Raw genomic sequence first — 13796 nt, 5'->3', positions numbered from 1 at the left:
TCCGCGTTGAGGGAATAGCGGAACGGGGGGTATGGTTGTCCTCGGAGGGATACCCCAGGGGGGTATTCCGACAGGAACTATCGCACTTCGAGAGGACACATCATGAGCACCACCACCTACGCCGTCACCGGAATGACCTGCGGTCACTGCGAAGGGTCCGTCCGCAGCGAGGTCGCCAAGCTCGACGGGGTCACCGGCATCGAGGTCAGTGCCGCATCCGGAACCCTCGTCGTGACCTCCGACTCCGCGCTCGACGACGCCGCCGTGCTGGCCGCCGTCGACGAGGCCGGCTACAGCGCAGCCCGCGCCTGAGATGGCTGGGTCAGGCGGGACCGCATCGTACGATCTCGAGATCGGGGGAATGACCTGCGCGTCGTGTGCGGCGCGCGTCGAGAAGCGGCTCAACCGCATCGACGGCGTCGCCGCCTCCGTGAACTATGCGACGGAGAAGGCCCACGTCGAGGTCGCTGACGGGATCGCGGTCGAGGACCTGATCTCCGAGGTGGTGCGCACCGGGTATTCGGCGGCGCTGCCGCGTGAGGAGGAGGCGGTCGGCACCGACCCCGCCTACCGGCGTCTGCGCCGTCGGCTCGTGATCGCCGCCGTGCTCGCGATCCCGGTGATCGCCCTGGCGATGTTCGAGCAGCTGCAGTTCCCCGGGTGGCAGTGGGCGTCGCTCGTCCTCGCCACCCCGGTCGTCACCTGGGCGGCCTGGCCCTTCCATCGGGCGGCGGTGCTGAACGCCCGCCACCGAGCGGTCACCATGGACACGCTCATCTCGGTCGGAGTGACGGCCGCGTTCCTCTGGTCGATCTACGCCCTCTTCTTCGGGACCGCCGGGATGTGGGGCATGACCCATCCGTTCCGGTTCACGATCGAGCGGGGAGACGGCCTCGGCAGCATCTATCTCGAGGTGGCCGCCGGAGTGACGATGTTCCTCCTGCTCGGACGATTTCTCGAGCAGCGCTCCAAGCGCCGGGCCGGCGCCGCACTGCGAGCGCTCGGCGAGCTGGGAGCCAAGGACGTCTCGGTGCTCCGGGACGGGCGCGAAGAGCGGATGCCGCTGGATCGCCTGGCGGTCGGCGACGTCTTCGTCGTACGCCCCGGCGAGAAGATCGCCACGGACGGCGTCGTCGCGGAGGGCGTATCCGCCGTCGACGCCTCCATGCTCACCGGAGAGCCGGTGCCGGTGGAGGTGCGTGCCGGCGACGGCGTCACGGGAGCAACCGTGAACGTCGGCGGACGACTGCTGGTGACGGCCACGCGGATCGGTGCCGACACGCAGCTCGCGCGCATGGCGCGCCTGGTCGAGGAGGCGCAGTCGGGGAAGGCGGAGGCTCAGCGTCTCGCCGACCGGCTCTCGTCCGTGTTCGTCCCCATCGTGTTCGCGATCTCCGCGCTCACACTCGTCGCCTGGCTGCTGGTCGGCGGGGGCGCGGCGGCAGCGTTCACCGCGGCCGTCGCCGTGCTGATCATCGCCTGCCCCTGCGCGCTCGGTCTCGCGACCCCGATGGCGCTGCTCGTCGGGACAGGACGCGGCGCCCAGCTCGGCGTGCTCATCAAGGGACCGGAGGTGCTCGAATCGACGCGTCGGGTCGACACCATCGTGCTCGACAAGACCGGCACCGTCACCACCGGGCGCATGACGCTCCTCGACATCGTCCCCGCAGAGGGCGAGGACCCCGTCGAGGTGCTGCGGCTCGCCGCCGCGGTGGAGGATGCCTCGGAGCATCCGATCGCCCAGGCCGTCGTCCGGGCGGCGACGGAGCGCATCGGGGAGCTGCCGGCGGTCCACGACTTCCAGAACGTGCGAGGGCGGGGCGTGACCGGCATCGTCGACTCGCACGCGGTCGTCGCGGGGCGGCCGTCGTTCCTCGCCGACTGGGCGCTGGAACTCGATGCGGACCTCGCGTCGGCGTTCGACTCCGCAGAGGACGACGCCCGCACCGCGATCGCCGTCGCCTGGGACGGCCGGGTACGCGGAGTGCTCGTCGTCGCGGATCAGATCAAGCCCACCAGCGCCGCGGCCATCGGTGCGCTGCGGAGCCTCGGACTGCGGCCGGTGCTGCTCACCGGGGACAACGAGCGCGCGGCACGGCGCACGGCCGAGAGCATCGGGATCGAACAGGTCAGAGCCGGCGTCCTCCCGGAGGGCAAGGTCGAAGAGGTCATCTCGCTGCAGGGGCAGGGGAGAGTGGTCGCGATGGTCGGTGACGGGGTCAACGACGCGGCGGCGCTCGCGCGGGCCGACCTCGGCATCGCGATGGGCACGGGCACGGATGCCGCGATCGAAGCATCCGACCTGACGCTGGTCAGGGGCGACCTGTGGGGAGCGGTGGATTCGATCCGTCTCGCCCGGCGCACGCTCGCGACGATCCGCGGCAACCTCTTCTGGGCGCTCGCGTACAACGTCGCGGCCATCCCGCTGGCCGCACTCGGCCTGCTGAACCCGATGCTCGCCGGCGCCGCCATGGCGTTCTCGAGTGTGTTCGTGGTGCTGAACAGCCTTCGACTGCGTCGGTTCCGCAGCGCCGCTCCTGTGCGGTGATCTGGAAGCGGCCCCCGCGCCGAGATATATTGACACTGCGGAATCGTTCCGACATTGCGTCTTGGTCTGGGGAGCGACATGAGGGCTCTCGCGGTCGTCACCGGAGGACTCCTCCTCGTCGGGGGAACGGTACTCCTCGTCGTCGCCGACCAGCAGCGCGTCGCGGCGCTCGACGAGGCGCGAGCCGCCGTCGTGCAGGCCGAAGAGCAGCTCGACGCGACCCGAGCCGAGAACTATCGCCTGGCGGAGCGCCTGACGGCGCTGCGCGCGACGATCGCCGAGCAGGACGCGCAGCTCGAGGACACCACGGGGTTCCTGGAATGACGGTGCTCTCGTGATGAGAAGGGTGTTGTCCGTCACCGTCGTGACGGCGATCCTGCTCGCCTCCGGCGTCGCGGCGCGGGCGATCGGTCTCGACCAGGACAGGGCGGATGCGATCGCCGAGCTGCAGGCGCTGTCGGAGTCGACGAGGTCGGCGCAGATGCGCACCGATCACCTCGACGGCGCGGTCGCAGCTGCGGAGGAGGACACCGCAGCACGGGCGGCCGTGCTCGAGGTGCGGGGTGCGTTCGTCGACGAGATCGCCGCACTGGGCGCTGCGATCACCGGCGCGGAGGGCAAGGTCGACACCGCCACGCATCGTGCCGCGGCGATCGATGCGCAGGAGGTCGTGCTCGCAGAACGCGACGACCCGGCGACCGTGGTCGCGGCGACGGCGACCGTGCATTCGCTGATCAGCAGGGTGGGGGAGGACGTGTCGACCTGGGAGACGGCGCAGTACGCAGCGCCCGGCGGACCAGCGAATCCCTCCAGCGGGCCGGAGGGATTCGCGCGGGTGCGCGCGGCGCTCGACCGGGTCGGCGGCGCAGGGGTGGGACTGTACGAATCGGCGTCGTGCGCGGGTGGCACCGCTCCCGCGTGTGCGAACAGCAACGGCTTCATCAAGTACCGCGCCGACATCGCGCAGTGGAGCACCGCCCGCCTGAACTGGGCCATGGCGCACGAGCTCGGGCATATCTACCAGTTCCGCGTCTGGGGTGCGCTGACCTCATCTCAGAGCTACCACTCCATGTTCGGCGGAGACGCCGAATTCCTCGCGAACTGCATGGCCGTCGTGCGCGGCTATCCCGGATCCGTCGGATGCGATGCCTCGCAGCAGGCCTGGGCCTCGGCGATCTGGGTGGGGACCGTTCGGTGAATCACCGCAGGGGCGTGGTCGTGTCGATCGCCTCGCGCAACGGTCGCCGCATGACGCGCCAGTAGCCACTCGGTGCCAGGCGCACGAGCGTGTCGATGAGGCGCGCCTCCCGCCCGACCATGGTGCGTGCCCGGCGCCACTCGGTCGCCCGCACGATCTGAGCCGCGGCGTCGGCGGGCTCCGTGTGATACATCGCAGCCTGCGCGGCAGCGGCACGTGCGGCGACGGCCGGATCGATCGCTGCGGCGTAGCGGCCGTGCAGGATGATCCCGGTGCGCACGCCCGCGGGGTACACCGCACCGACCGACACCGACGTGCCCTCCAGCTCGTGTCGGAGCGCCTCGGAGAACCCGCGCACCGCGAACTTGCTCAGCGCGTATGGGATGCGGCCGGCGGGAGCGGCCAGCGCATAGACGCTCGCGAGGTGCGTGATATGCGCGGCAGGTGCTGCGCGGAGCGCAGGGAGCAGCGCCTTGGAGATCGAGACGGTGCCCCAGAGGTTCACGTCCGTGAGCCAGCGCATCTCCTCCATGGTCAGCTGCTCAAGCGTCCCCAGCATCGATGACCCCGCGCACGTGATGAGGGCGTTGATGCGGGGGTGCGCGGCGGTGATCTCCTCGGCTGCGGCGAACACGGCGTCGTCATCGCGCAGATCCACGACGTGCGTCGTCGTGACGGCGGTGGACGGCAGGGTCTCCGCCAGGGCGGCGAGGCCGGCGGCATCGTGATCGAGGAGCGCGAGAGCGACACCGTCCGCGGCCAGGAGTCGCGCGATGGCCGCGCCTATGCCGCTCGCGGCACCAGTGATGACGGTCGTGCTCCCGGAGAGGGTCAGACGCTTCATTGCAGTCCTCCAGGGTCGTCGGAGCCGGGCGATTCCGATCCATTCTGGCCGAGTGGATCGGGGAGCGATACCGGTACTCTCGAAGGGAGGAGGTAGCAGTGGGACGAACTGCGGATGCCATCGCCGAGGGCGTTGCGATCGCGACCGCTGCGGCGCGCCTCGCCGTGAAGAATCACATCCTCATCGGCACGATCGCCGAGAACGGGGTCTTCGACACGGACAAGTACGTCGCCGACGCGCGCGAGGCGCTGCGGGCGATGGCCGAGGAATCCGAAGAGGTCGAGCGCAACCTCACCCAGCTGCGCAAGCGCGCCCGCGGGCGTCATTCCGACCCGTCGGGCACCCATGACTACCGTGACCGCGATGTCCGCAATCTGCGCCGACGTGCCAAGCAGTCCCACGGCGTCGCGACCAAGCTGCGCGACATGATGGAGGACGACGATGCGCTCAGGGTCATCGTCGAGGAGGCGCGCGAGGGTGCGTGGGCAGATGTGCGCCACAACCTCGACCGTAGGCTGCGCGTCGAGGGCATGCGACCCGACCAGGACCCCGACTACGAGCGGATGCGAGAGGCGCGGATGCAGGCGCTGCGCCTCGTCGACCTGCAGGCGCTGTCGTCGTTGCAGCGCGCCAAAGCGAAGCGGAAGAAGAAGCAGAAGTCGGCCGCCGACGACGACTGACCCCTCGTTTCGCATTCCCGTCGCGTCTGTTGTAGGCTGTTCTACGGCCCGCTGAGCGGTCCAGGAGCGCCCGTAGCTCAATGGATAGAGCATCTGACTACGGATCAGAAGGTTAGGGGTTCGAGTCCCTTCGGGCGCACATCACGAGAGAAACCCCCGTCGCGAAAGCGGCGGGGGTTTCTTGTTTCTCAGGCTCGCTGTGCCTCGGCGGACGACGCTTCCCGCGCGCTGCCCTCGCCCTGCCCTCGCCCTGCCCGGCCCTCCCCGCGCCCTGCCCGTGCCCTGCGAAGGAGAACTCTCGTTGCGCAGGGTCGGATGCGGCATCCGCTCCTTCGCTGAGCGAGATCCCCTTCGCTGGACGTGGCGCCAGGAATCAGTTCCGGCGCCACATCTCGCCGAGCGCGGAGTTGCGGCCGACCTGAAGCGGGCGAGAAGCGATGGTGCCCCCGCCTCGATAGGCTCGTGCTCATGACGCTTCCCGAGCAGACGCAGAGCGAGTGAGATCTCCTTCATTGGGAGAGGCCGCGAAAGCGCGGCTGAGCGACCTCAGTCGATCAGACTCGTGATCGCCGGGTCCAGGCGAGCCACCTCTGCCGCGGTGGCGACGATGACGTGCCGCATCGCGGCCACGGCGACGGCCGGCGTCACATCGGCACGGTGGGCGAGGCTCACCGTGCGCCTCATCATCGGATGCGTCAGACGCACCGACCGCAGCGCCGGGCGGTCGAGCAGCACCATCGCCGGCACCACGGCGACGCCGACCCCGCGCTCGACGAAGCGGAGCACGGCATCCATCTCCGCCCCCTCCAGCACGTGACTCGGCTCCAGCCCCGCCGATCGGAAGGCCGCATCGGTCGTCGCCCGCAGCTCATAGGTCTCGTCGAGGGCGATCAGCGGGAGCGTCGCGAGGTGGTCGAGGCTCATCGACGGCAGGGTCGACACCGGCGGCTCGGATGCGGCGGAGACGACGACCAGCTCCTCGGTGAGCAGCGGCATCCTGGCGAGGCTGAAGCCGGAGGGCGGAGGCCCTTCGGACTCGGTGATCAGGGCGATGTCGACCGCCCCGACGGCCAGCTGTTCCACCAGCAGGCGCGATCCGCTCTCGGTCAGGTGCAGATCGACGCCAGGGTGCGCCGCATGGAAGGTGCTGATCGCCTCGGCGACGAGGCTGATGCAGAGGGTGGGCGGTGCGCCCAGGCGAACCCGCCCGCGACGGAGCCCGGCGAGTTCCGCCATCTCCTCGCGGATCGCCTCCGACTCGGCGAGCATCCGCTGGGCGCGGGGGAGCAGAGCCTCCCCGGCGGCGGTGAGGTTGATGTGCCCGCGCGCGCGATGGAAGAGCTCGGCACCGAGCTCTCGCTCGAGCGTCGAGATCTGTCGACTCAGCGACGGCTGGGCGAGGTGCAGGTGCTCGGAGGCGCGGGTGAAGTGGCCGAGGCGGGCGACCTCGACGAACCCGCGGAGCTGCTCGAGGTTCATGTTTGCAGTGTATCGATACCAGTAGAACAATGCATTGGAGTTATCGGATCGCCGTGCCTAGCGTGGAATCCATGAGTACACGCGAACGCCAGATCTCCACCACGGTCCTCGTCATCGGCACCGGCGGGTCGGGCCTGCGCGCGGCGATCGAGGTCGCCGAGCACGGCATCGACGTGCTCGCGGTCGGAAAGCGACCGCGTCAGGATGCGCACACCTCGCTCGCCGCCGGCGGCATCAACGCGGCCCTCGGAACCATGGACCAGGACGACAGCTGGCAGCAGCACGCGGCCGACACCATCAAGGAGAGCTACCTGCTCGCCAATCCGCACACGGTCGAGATCGTGACGCAGGGGGCGGAGCGCGGCATCCGCGATCTGGAGCGCTGGGGGATGGACTTCGCCAGGGAGGACGACGGACGCATCTCGCAGCGGTTCTTCGGGGCGCACACCTTCCGCCGCACGGCCTTCGCCGGCGACTACACGGGCCTCGAGATCCAGCGCACCCTCGTCGCGAAGGCCGAGCAGCTCGAGGTGCCGATCCTCGATCACGTCTACATCACCCGCCTGCTCGTGCGCGACAACGTCGTCTTCGGCGCCTACGGCTTCGACCAGGCCGACGGCACGCGCTACCTGATCCACGCGGATGCCGTCATCCTCGCCGCCGGCGGACACAACCGCATCTGGCGTCGCACCTCATCGCGGCGCGACGAGAACACCGGAGATTCGTTCCGCCTCGCGGTCGACGCCGGAGCCCGCCTGCGCGACCCCGAGCTCGTGCAGTTCCACCCGTCCGGCATCATCGAACCCGAGAACGCGGCAGGCACGCTCATCTCCGAGGCGGCCCGCGGCGAGGGCGGCATCCTGCGCAACGCTCTCGGCGAGCGATTCATGTCGAAGTACGACCCGGAGCGGATGGAGCTCTCGACCCGCGACCGCGTCGCGCTCGCCGCCTACACCGAGATCGCCGAAGGACGCGGCACCGAGAACGGCGGGGTGTGGCTGGACGTCTCGCATCTGCCGCGCGAGACCATCATGACCCGTCTGCCCCGCGTCTATCAGACGATGATGGAGCTGCAGATGCTCGATATCACCACCGATCCGATCGAGATCGCGCCCACCGCGCACTACTCGATGGGAGGCGTCTGGGTCCGTCCGGAGGACCACCAGACCGATGTCGACGGGCTGTACGCGATCGGCGAGGCATCCAGCGGACTGCACGGAGCGAATCGCCTGGGTGGCAACTCGCTCATCGAACTCCTCGTCTACGGCCGCATCGTCGGTCAGGCGGCCATGGCTCACGCCGCAGGACTGGACGCGCAGCGTCGGTCAGCGGATGCCGTCGCGCAGGCCCGCGCGGAGATCGACGACCTCCTCGCCGCGGACGGACGCGAGAACGTGCGCGCACTGCAGCGCGCGATCCGCAACACGATGACCGAGCATGCGGGCGTCGTCCGCTCCGAGCAGGGCCTGCGCGCCGGCCTCGCGGACCTCGACATGATCGAGGGACGCATGGAGGACATCGGCATCCACCCCGACATCGCCGGGTTCCAGGACCTCGCGCACGCCTTCGACCTCAAGGCCTCCGCGCTGGCGGCACGCGCCACCCTCGAGGCCGCGCTCGAGCGTCGCGAGACCCGCGGATGCCACAACCGCAGCGACTATCCCGACACCGATCCGACTCTGCAGGTCAACCTGGTGTGGTCGCCGTTCGGCGGCGTGACCCACGAGCCGATCCCGGAGATCCCTGCCGAGATCGCCGAGCTCATGCGCGACGTCGACACCGAGGGCAAGCTCGTCGAGTAGCGGCGCGAACCCACCCCCGGCGCGGCAGGACGCCTCGGGGGAGGAGGGCGGCGGAGCGAGGTAGGAGTCGCTCAGTCGTTCTCGTCGGTCTCCGGACCGTCGATGACCCCGATCCCGACCGCCTCGTGGTCGGGCTCGGGGTCGTTGCGTGCGGGGGCCTTCGGCTCCTCCGACGGCTCCTTCTCGGTGCTCGGCTCCTCGAGCTCGTCGTTGCTGGGGACCTCGTCGGGGTCGGCATCCTCTGGCGACTCCGCCTGCTCGGGCTTCTCGGCGGTCTGCGAGGGATCGGTGAGCTCGCCCGCGTCACCCGACGAGGGGGTCGGTGTGGGCGTCTGCGCCTCGGGGGAGAGGTCGGAGGTCGGGTCCTGCTCTGGAGTGCTGTTCGTCATGGTCTTCCCTTTCGCATCGAGTGCATCACCAGGATGACCACACGAGCCGGAACCGCGAAGGGCCTTGACTGCGGCATCCGGATCGTCCGACGTGCGACGCAGGACGTACGCTGGACGGGTGACAGCGTACGTCTCGGCCTTCGATCTCTTCTCCATCGGAGTAGGCCCCTCGAGTTCCCACACGGTCGGGCCGATGCGGGCGGCACTCGAGTTCGCGCGCCGGCTGCGCTCGACAGGAGCCGTCGATCGCGTCGCCCGCATCGGATGCACGCTCTACGGATCGCTCGGCGCCACCGGGATCGGGCACGGAACGCCGGATGCCGTCGTCGCGGGCCTTCGAGGCCTCGCGCCCGAGTCGTGCGACCCCGCCGACGTGCGCGCCGCCTGGACCGACCTTCGCGAAGGGGCGACCGTGCGGATCGACGGCGTCCACGAGATCCCGTTCTCGAAGACGGACATCGTGTTCGAACCGCGCACCCGTCTGCCGGGCCACCCGAACGCCATGACGATCATCGCGTGGGATGCCGACGGCGTCGCCGTTACGGAGGAGACCTACTACTCGGTGGGCGGCGGCTTCATCCGGCGCGACGGCGAGGACGCGAAGCTCGCCGCCGCCCCGCTTCCCTACTCCTACGCGGATGCCGCGTCGCTGCTGGCGCTGTGCGACGAGCACGGCCTGTCGATCGCCGAGGTCGCTCGCCTCAACGAGACCGCGCAGCGCTCGGAAGAGGACGTCGCTGCGGGGCTCGATGCGATCTGGGACGCCATGGCCGCCTGCGTCGAGAACGGCCTGCACTCGGACGGCGTGCTGCCGGGGATGCTCAAGGTCAAGCGTCGTGCCAGTGCGATCCGCGGACAGCTCGAAGAGGCGGAGGCCGACGGTCATCGGGAGCTCCCCGGCGAATGGCTGGGCGCCTTCGCACTCGCGGTCAACGAGGAGAACGCGGCAGGCGGTCGTGTCGTCACAGCCCCCACGAACGGTGCGGCCGGGATCCTTCCGGCCGTCGCGATGTACTGGTGGCGGTTCCTCGCCGACTCCGGACTCGGAGCAGGCAACGCCGTGACACCGTACGGAGAGCTCGTGGGCAGTGCGCTGCTCGGCTTCGACGGCACTCGTGCGATCGAGTCCGAGCAATCGGAGGGAGACGAGGCCGTCGCCGAGGCGAACCGCCGCCGCGGCATCCGACGCTTCCTCCTCACCGCGACCGCACTGGGGTCGCTCTTCAAGGCGAACGCCTCGATCTCGGGGGCCGAGGGCGGATGCCAGGCCGAGGTGGGCTCCGCCTGCGCGATGGCCGCCGGCGGACTCACCGCCGTCATGGGCGGCACGAACAGGCAGATCGAGAACGCCGCCGAGATCGCCATGGAGCACCATCTCGGGCTCACCTGCGATCCCATCGGCGGGCTCGTGCAGATCCCCTGCATCGAGCGCAACGCCATCGCGGCCTCGACCGCCGTCACGGCCGCCCGCCTCGCCCTGCGGGGTGACGGCAGCCACTACGTCTCGCTCGACGCGGTCGTCGAGACCATGCGGCAGACCGGTATCGACATGTCGACGAAGTACAAGGAGACCAGCGAGGGCGGTCTCGCGGTGAACGTCATCGAGTGCTGACGCGCGCCCGCCGCTGCGGCGGCGTCGGTGGCACCGGGTATCCTCCGATCGGAGGAGGTGCGCATGGAATCGATCTGGGCGTCGGGCAGTCGTCGTCGGCGCGAGCAGCCGATCGTCGCGGTCAGGGCGGCCGACGATGCGCCGGAGCCGGGGCGGCTCTGGCCCACGAGCATCCCGGCCGTCGCCCAGGTGCTGCGGGAGGGGATCGATCTCGCGCCCGGCGTCACCTTCCTCGTCGGCGAGAACGGCAGCGGCAAATCGACCATCGTCGAGGGCATCGCCGGAGCATACGGGCTCTCGCCGGAGGGCGGGTCGAGACAGGCGATGCACAGCACCCGGCCGACCGAATCGCCGCTGTCCGAGTGGCTGCGGCTGCAGCGCGGCGTCGGCGCCGACCGGTGGGGCTTCTTCCTTCGCGCCGAGACGATGCACTCGTTCTACACGTATCTCGAGGCGAACCCGTCGACCAGCGGGCCGGACGTCCCGTTCCACGAGATGAGTCATGGCGAGTCGTTCCTGGCCCTCCTCGACAGTCGTTTCGACTCGCCGGGCTTCTACTGTCTCGACGAGCCGGAGGCCGCGCTCTCGTTCCAGTCCACGCTCGCCCTCATCGCCGTGCTGCAGCGCATCGTCGACGACGGCGGTCAGGTGCTCTGCGCGACGCATTCGCCGGTGCTGGCGGCCCTGCCGGGTGCGCGCATCCTCGAAGTGGGGGACTGGGGCATCCGGCCGGCGGAGTGGGGAGACCTCGAACTCGTGAACCACTGGCGCTCGTTCCTCCAGGATCCGCCGCGCTACCTTCGACACCTCCTCGATTGAGGGGGCACCTGCTCGACTGAGATGTCACCGCGGTCCTGCTGCTCGGGTCGTAGGCTGGCGCCATGACCGACCAGCGCGCTCCGAGGAAACGTGGTCGCCCTCGCGGCGGCTCCGACTCCCGAGAGCGCATCATCGCGGCGGCCGTCGACGAGTTCGGTGAGAGCGGGTACGACGCCTCGACGATCCGCTCGATCGCGACCAGAGCCGGGGTCGATTCGGCGCTCGTCCATCACTACTTCGGGACCAAGGCCGACCTGTTCGCCGAGGCCATCGGCATCCCGCTCCGACCGGATGTCGACGTGCCTGGCATCGTCGCCGGACCGCGTGACGAGGTCGGGCAGCGGCTCGTCCGCTACATCCTCGATGCGTTCGAGCAGCCGGAGATCCGCCGGCGCGGAGTCATGCTGATCCGCACCGCGATCGGCAGCCGTCTCACGTCGCCGCTGCTGGCCGGCTTCCTGTCGCGAGAGCTGATCGGGAAGATCGCGAGGACGCTGGAGGTGCCGGATGCCGAACTGCGCGCGACGCTCGTGGCGTCTCAGGTCGCCGGGCTGCTGATCACCCGATACGTCCTCAGGCTGGCACCGATCGCCGCGGCATCCGTCGACGAGCTCACCGCGCGCGTGGGGCCGACCGTGCAGCGGTACCTCTTCGACTGACTCGCCCCCCTGTACCCTGCCCCCCTGCCCCCCCTGCCCCCCTGCCCCCCTGCCCCCTGCCCCTCCCCCCTGCCCTTCGTCATCCGGGCACAGGTTCGGAGCAGTGCCCCTGACACCCGGGCGCCGGCCGTTCTCGGGCGGCGTGTCGATGCCGAGATCCGAAGCTGTGCCCGGTCGAGAGCGGTGGGCATTGACCGAGCCCGCCGCCGAGCGCATAATTCATCACATCATGAATACTCCGGCCGTCGCGATTTCGGGGCTTCGGGTGCGCCGCGGTGCGACCCAGGTCTTCGACGGCGTCGATCTCGAGATCCCTCGCGGCGAGATCACCGGACTTCTGGGGCCGTCAGGATGCGGCAAGACGACGCTCATGCGCTCGATCGTCGGCGTGCAGCGCATCGCCTCGGGTACGGTCGCGGTGCTCGGCGAGCCGGGCGGCTCCAAGCACCTCCGCCATCGGGTGGCCTACGGGACGCAGGGCGCCGCGGTCTACGACGACCTCACCGTGCATCAGAACCTGTCCTACCTCGCGGCCCTGCTGAAGGCGCCGAAGGGTGACGTCGATCGCGTCATCGACGAGGTGGGACTCGGCGGGCAGGCGAGACAGCTCGTCGGCTCACTGAGCGGCGGCCAGCTGACGAGGGTGTCACTCGCCATGGCGCTCGTCGGATCGCCCGAGCTCATCGTCCTGGACGAGCCGACGGTCGGCCTCGACCCCGTGCTGAGGAGTGAGCTGTGGGGTCTGTTCCGCGGCCTCGCGGAACGAGGCGTGACCATGATCGTGTCCAGCCATGTGATGGACGAGGCCCTGCGGTGCGATCGACTGGTGCTCATGCGCGCGGGGCGGATCATCGCCGACACGACTCCGGCCGGGTTGCAGGAGCAGACCGGGGCCGCCGACCCGGAGGCGGCCTTCCTCGCGCTCATCGAACGCGACAGCCAGCGGGCCGCAACTTCCCCGGCGCGGCCCCTGCGCTCGCGGCGCGCACGGCGGGAGGCCTCGGAATGAACGGCATCCGGATGCTGGCGACCGCACGGCGGGTGCTCGGGCAGCTGCGCCACGATCCTCGGTCGATCGCTCTGATGCTCATCGCGCCGAGTCTGTTGGTCGGTCTGTTCGCGTGGTTGTTCAGCGACCAGGACGGTGTGTTCGATCAGTTCGGCGGCGCGATCCTCGCCCTGTTCCCGTTCATCGTGATGTTCCTGATCACCTCGATCACGACTCTTCGCGAGCGTCGCTCCGGCACCCTCGAACGGCTCATGACCACGCCGCTCGCCAAGGCCGACTTCATCCTCGGCTATGCGATCGCCTTCGGACTCATGGCACTTCTGCAGGCCGTGGTCACGGTGTCGTTCGCGGTCGGGGTCTGCGGGCTGGAGGTCGAGGGGGAACTGTGGCAGCTCGGACTCGTCGCCGTCGTGGATGCACTGCTCGGCACCGCACTCGGACTCCTCGCCAGCGCGTTCGCGCAGACCGAGTTCCAGGCGGTGCAGTTCATGCCGCTGCTGGTGTTCCCGCAGATCATCCTCGGCGGCCTCTTCATGCCCCGCGACCAGATGCCCGACGCGCTGCACGCGATCTCGGACTGGCTGCCGTTGAGCCACGCCATCGACGCGATCAACGCCGTCACCGCGGGGGAGGAGGGCAGCGACGTGTACGGCCCGGTGCTCGTGGTCGTCGCCTTCGGGGTGGGTGCGCTGGTGCTGGCCTCGCTGACCCTGCGGCGTCGCACGGCATGAGCGCTGCCGGTGGCACGCCTCGGCTG

14 protein-coding genes and 1 tRNA gene are annotated in these 13796 nt (G+C 69.9%); 12 read left to right on the top strand and 3 right to left on the bottom strand.

Annotated elements, in window-relative coordinates; translation table 11 throughout:
• Positions 1-102: 102 nt before the first annotated feature.
• The 4 genes from BLW44_RS15225 to BLW44_RS15210 all read left to right on the top strand — a co-directional run bounded on the left by BLW44_RS15225 (position 103) and on the right by BLW44_RS15210 (position 3746).
• Positions 103-312: a heavy-metal-associated domain-containing protein gene (locus BLW44_RS15225; RefSeq protein ID WP_060928099.1), complete on the top strand. Its 210-nt coding sequence runs from the start codon at positions 103-105 to the stop codon at positions 310-312.
• Position 313: 1 nt separating this feature from the next.
• Positions 314-2548 (top strand): heavy metal translocating P-type ATPase, encoded by a 2235-nt coding sequence (locus BLW44_RS15220; RefSeq protein WP_060928098.1) that lies wholly within the window; start codon positions 314-316, stop codon positions 2546-2548.
• Positions 2549-2626: 78 nt separating this feature from the next.
• Positions 2627-2872 (top strand): hypothetical protein, encoded by a 246-nt coding sequence (locus BLW44_RS15215; RefSeq protein ID WP_060928097.1) that lies wholly within the window; start codon positions 2627-2629, stop codon positions 2870-2872.
• A 22-nt stretch (positions 2873-2894) separates the two neighbouring features.
• Positions 2895-3746: a hypothetical protein gene (locus BLW44_RS15210; RefSeq protein WP_245647465.1), complete on the top strand. Its 852-nt coding sequence runs from the start codon at positions 2895-2897 to the stop codon at positions 3744-3746.
• A gap of 1 nt (position 3747) precedes the next feature.
• On the opposite strand, the gene BLW44_RS15205 is transcribed toward BLW44_RS15210, so the two are convergent.
• Complete coding sequence (locus BLW44_RS15205; protein ID WP_060928095.1) at positions 3748-4590, bottom strand: SDR family NAD(P)-dependent oxidoreductase; 843 nt, start codon at positions 4588-4590, stop codon at positions 3748-3750.
• Positions 4591-4688: 98 nt separating this feature from the next.
• Here BLW44_RS15205 and BLW44_RS15200 point away from each other — a divergent pair, with 98 nt between their 5' ends.
• Both BLW44_RS15200 and BLW44_RS15195 read left to right on the top strand, forming a co-directional pair.
• Positions 4689-5270 (top strand): hypothetical protein, encoded by a 582-nt coding sequence (locus BLW44_RS15200; protein ID WP_060928094.1) that lies wholly within the window; start codon positions 4689-4691, stop codon positions 5268-5270.
• Positions 5271-5336: 66 nt separating this feature from the next.
• Positions 5337-5409, top strand: a tRNA-Arg gene (locus BLW44_RS15195).
• A 407-nt stretch (positions 5410-5816) separates the two neighbouring features.
• Here the strand turns inward: BLW44_RS15195 and BLW44_RS15190 are convergent.
• Entirely contained in the window at positions 5817-6749 is a 933-nt protein-coding gene (locus BLW44_RS15190) for a LysR family transcriptional regulator (RefSeq protein WP_060928093.1), read from the bottom strand.
• Between the two features lie 71 nt (positions 6750-6820).
• On the opposite strand from BLW44_RS15190, the gene BLW44_RS15185 reads away from it, so the two are divergent.
• Positions 6821-8551: an L-aspartate oxidase gene (locus BLW44_RS15185; RefSeq protein ID WP_060928092.1), complete on the top strand. Its 1731-nt coding sequence runs from the start codon at positions 6821-6823 to the stop codon at positions 8549-8551.
• A gap of 71 nt (positions 8552-8622) precedes the next feature.
• Here the strand turns inward: BLW44_RS15185 and BLW44_RS15180 are convergent, their stop codons facing one another.
• Positions 8623-8940, bottom strand: a complete 318-nt coding sequence (locus BLW44_RS15180) for a hypothetical protein (protein WP_060928091.1) — start codon at positions 8938-8940, stop codon at positions 8623-8625.
• Between the two features lie 118 nt (positions 8941-9058).
• On the opposite strand from BLW44_RS15180, the gene BLW44_RS15175 reads away from it, so the two are divergent.
• From BLW44_RS15175 to BLW44_RS15155, 5 genes are all read left to right on the top strand, one after another.
• Positions 9059-10552, top strand: coding sequence for an L-serine ammonia-lyase, iron-sulfur-dependent, subunit alpha (locus tag BLW44_RS15175; RefSeq protein ID WP_060928090.1), 1494 nt, complete (start codon positions 9059-9061; stop codon positions 10550-10552).
• Positions 10553-10615: 63 nt separating this feature from the next.
• Positions 10616-11371 carry an AAA family ATPase gene (locus BLW44_RS15170; RefSeq protein ID WP_060928089.1) on the top strand — a complete coding sequence of 252 codons (756 nt, stop codon included), beginning with the start codon at positions 10616-10618 and terminating at the stop codon, positions 11369-11371.
• A gap of 62 nt (positions 11372-11433) precedes the next feature.
• Complete coding sequence (locus tag BLW44_RS15165) at positions 11434-12030, top strand: TetR/AcrR family transcriptional regulator (protein WP_060928088.1); 597 nt, start codon at positions 11434-11436, stop codon at positions 12028-12030.
• A 229-nt stretch (positions 12031-12259) separates the two neighbouring features.
• The gene (locus BLW44_RS15160) at positions 12260-13039 is read left to right on the top strand and encodes an ABC transporter ATP-binding protein (RefSeq protein WP_060928779.1); all 780 of its coding nucleotides are present in this window, start codon (positions 12260-12262) and stop codon (positions 13037-13039) included.
• Positions 13036-13770: an ABC transporter permease gene (locus tag BLW44_RS15155; protein WP_060928778.1), complete on the top strand. Its 735-nt coding sequence runs from the start codon at positions 13036-13038 to the stop codon at positions 13768-13770. Before BLW44_RS15160 ends, BLW44_RS15155 begins: the two co-directional genes overlap by 4 nt.
• The last annotated feature ends 26 nt before the right edge of the window (positions 13771-13796 follow it).

It is taken from the genome of Microbacterium hydrocarbonoxydans, assembly GCF_900105205.1.
GTDB classification, from domain to species: domain Bacteria; phylum Actinomycetota; class Actinomycetes; order Actinomycetales; family Microbacteriaceae; genus Microbacterium; species Microbacterium hydrocarbonoxydans.
Note: the sequence above shows the minus strand (reverse complement) of the source record. Positions and strands in the feature narration are given on the sequence as shown.

What these genes read in the sequence shown, in the direction of transcription:
- BLW44_RS15225 (WP_060928099.1), top strand. Translation starts at nt 103, where the DNA reads ATGAGCACCACCACCTACGCCGTCACCGGAATGACCTGCGGTCACTGC.
- BLW44_RS15220 (WP_060928098.1), top strand. Translation starts at nt 314, where the DNA reads ATGGCTGGGTCAGGCGGGACCGCATCGTACGATCTCGAGATCGGGGGA.
- BLW44_RS15215 (WP_060928097.1), top strand. Translation starts at nt 2,627, where the DNA reads ATGAGGGCTCTCGCGGTCGTCACCGGAGGACTCCTCCTCGTCGGGGGA.
- BLW44_RS15205 (WP_060928095.1), bottom strand. Translation starts at nt 4,590, where the DNA reads ATGAAGCGTCTGACCCTCTCCGGGAGCACGACCGTCATCACTGGTGCC.
- BLW44_RS15190 (WP_060928093.1), bottom strand. Translation starts at nt 6,749, where the DNA reads ATGAACCTCGAGCAGCTCCGCGGGTTCGTCGAGGTCGCCCGCCTCGGC.
- BLW44_RS15185 (WP_060928092.1), top strand. Translation starts at nt 6,821, where the DNA reads ATGAGTACACGCGAACGCCAGATCTCCACCACGGTCCTCGTCATCGGC.
- BLW44_RS15180 (WP_060928091.1), bottom strand. Translation starts at nt 8,940, where the DNA reads ATGACGAACAGCACTCCAGAGCAGGACCCGACCTCCGACCTCTCCCCC.
- BLW44_RS15170 (WP_060928089.1), top strand. Translation starts at nt 10,616, where the DNA reads ATGGAATCGATCTGGGCGTCGGGCAGTCGTCGTCGGCGCGAGCAGCCG.
- BLW44_RS15165 (WP_060928088.1), top strand. Translation starts at nt 11,434, where the DNA reads ATGACCGACCAGCGCGCTCCGAGGAAACGTGGTCGCCCTCGCGGCGGC.
- BLW44_RS15160 (WP_060928779.1), top strand. Translation starts at nt 12,260, where the DNA reads ATGAATACTCCGGCCGTCGCGATTTCGGGGCTTCGGGTGCGCCGCGGT.
- BLW44_RS15155 (WP_060928778.1), top strand. Translation starts at nt 13,036, where the DNA reads ATGAACGGCATCCGGATGCTGGCGACCGCACGGCGGGTGCTCGGGCAG.